Source organism: Sphingomonas bacterium, assembly GCF_903643065.1.
Classification (GTDB): domain Bacteria; phylum Pseudomonadota; class Alphaproteobacteria; order Sphingomonadales; family Sphingomonadaceae; genus Sphingomonas.
On the sequence record NZ_CAHJWX010000473.1, the window covers coordinates 1 to 2,558 of the forward strand.

The 2,558-nt window shown below is 72.0% G+C and carries 1 protein-coding gene; it reads right to left on the reverse strand.

What is annotated here, in order from left to right:
* On the reverse strand, nucleotides 1-2,558 hold a 2,558-nt coding region (locus HUU95_RS14040), incomplete at both ends, for an MG2 domain-containing protein (protein ID WP_254602814.1).

Consider the following 2,558-nt stretch of genomic DNA (forward strand, 5'->3'; position numbering starts at 1 on the left):
GAGGAGCCCCAGCCGCTCGCCCAGCCGGTGCAGCCAGCCGCCCCAGCTCTGCGTGATCCGCCCGCGCACCGCGAGTACGGAGACGAACACGTCGGGCGCGTACGCCCCCGGCAGCTTGACCGAGACGACCGGATCGGTGCCGTCCAGCTCGGTGACGAAGCTCGCCAGCACGCCCTCGCGCTCCACCGTCACCAGCGCCGTCGCGTGGCGGAACGGCATGCGCACCTGAAAGCGCGCGGTCTCGCCCGCGCGATAGCTCTGCTGCTCGGGGACGACGTCCATCCGGTCGCCATTGTCGCCGCCGAACCACCAGGCGTCGTCGCCCGCCAGCCACACCGACGCGACCGCGCGCGCGACATGGCCGTCGCGGTCGCTCGTCGTCGCGACCGCGTATACCTCGCCCGACACGCCCGGATCGATCGCACATCGCGCCAGCCCCTGCGCGTCGGTGGTCGCGTCGCACGTCCCCGACAGCCTGGTCGTCTTCATCTGGTTGTCGTAGGCGTAGAAACCGCCGATCAGCCGGCGCCGCGCGGTCAGGATCTGGCGCGAGTAGAGCGCCACCGATACATGCTGGCCCTTGATCGGCCGGCCGTCCGTGTTGAGCGCGACGAAGCGCAGCCGCAGATCGTCCTGCTTCATCAGCCAGCCGTCCGTCTTGACGCCCAGCTGCACGGCGGACGGGAAGATCGGGATCGTGCGGCTCGCGGTCAGCGTCTCGCCGTTCGCGTCCTGGTAGTCCATCTCGACCTGCATGTCGGCGAGCCGGTCGAGCGCGGGGACGTCGACCGTCTGGCGCTGCGTGCCGTCGGGGCCGAGCTGACCGGGCAAGGTCTGCGTCGGCGGCAGCGGCGTCGGCTGGTCGTCGGTGTCGCTGTTGAGCGCCTTCGTCCCCTCCGCCACGGCCGCGCCGCCGAAGCTGTATCCCTCATAGCCGTCGGGCGTCCCCTCGTGCGCGAACCAGCCGATCCGCGTCTCGACGGGCAGGTTGCCGGCGCCGCCGCCGGACAGATAGCCGACATATTGGTCGAGCGAGAGCCTGGCGGGCCGCACGCTCGCGCCCTTGGGCCCGGTCACGGTCGCGCGCATCGTCGGCAGCCGGTATTCGTCGACCTTGACCGACTGGCCCGACGCGATCTCGCGGCCTGCGGCCTCGGCCTTGAGGTCGTAATCGCCCATCGGCGCGCTTGCCGGCACGTTCCAGATCGTCTCGCCCGATCCGTCCCGGCCGATGCTCAGCGGCAGCTCGAACTCGGTATCGGAGCCGCGATGCGACAGCTTGAGCGTGCCGGTGAACCCTTGCGGGATCGCGAAGCCGGCGCCGACCTGGCGGCGCAGCAGATGCTTCATGTGCACCGTCTCCCCCTGCCGCACCAGCGCGCGGTCGAAGATCGTGTGCAGCGTGTCGGCGGGGGCCTCATAGCCATAGGGCAGCTCGAAATCGGACGGGGTGATGCCGTCGCTCCACCGCGTCAGCGTGAAGGAGAAATCGCCGCCCGTTCGCGCGGAGACCATCAGCGGATGGCTGCCATATTCGCAACTGCCATAGGATTGCGGCTCGGGCAGGCCGGCGGAGGGCGGGACGAGCACGCCGCCCGAACGGTCGGTGGTCCCGTGCGCGAGCTGGTGCCCGTCGCAGCTGTCGGTGATCCGCACCTGCGCGCCCGCGACCGGCTTGCCGGTGTCGAGCGAGGTGACCCAGGCGAGGCTGCGCTCGCGACCCCATTCGAAATGCACCGCCAAGTTGGTGACGAGCGCGGCGGTGGCGACGTAGCGCGGCGCGGCGCGCCCGAGCAGCGCGCGCCCGAGCGCGGGGCTGGCCAGCTCGACGACGTAGAAGCCGGGCTGTTTCAGGTCGATGCCGACCACCTCGAAATCGCGGCCCCGGCCCGGCAGCGGCAGCCGCATCGCGCGACCTTGGCCGGCCGGCATGATCGACGTGTCGCCGGTCAGGTTGCGCTGGCCGACGACCTCGTCGCCGTGCTTGATGTCCGCCGACCGCTCGTCGTCCGCCGTGTCGACGGTGCGCAGCCACCGCGCGACCTGCCCGTCGCTGTCGCCGACGCGCAGCGCGGTGCCGCCGATGGCGAGGTTCGCCTGGCGTAGCGCCGGCTCGACGTTGCGCACGGTGACGGGCAGCACGCCGCCCTCCCGCGCCTCCAGGATGCCGAAGCTGCCGGCGAACTTCACCAGCGGCGGCGCCTGGTCGAAGCGCACCGCCAGCGGGAACCGCTCGGCATTGGCGAGCGGCCGCCCGCTCTCGTCGCGCACCTGCGCCGGCAGGATCACCCTGGCGCCGGTCGCGAAGGGCAGCGGCGGCGCGAAGCCGACCGCGTCGAACGTGGTCGCCTTGGCGTCGTCCTTGCCGAAGCTGGGCTTGAGCTGCCGGCCGTCAGGCAGCTCGATGCGGACCGCCTCGGCCTGCGCGCGCGGGATGGCGGCGGAGAAGCGGACGAAGGCCTGCTCCACCGGGCTGCACCCCGCCCGCGCGTTGACGCGGCTGCACTCGAAGCGCGCGGTGAAGGGCTTGCGCACCGTGAAGTCGAAGCGCTGGTCGG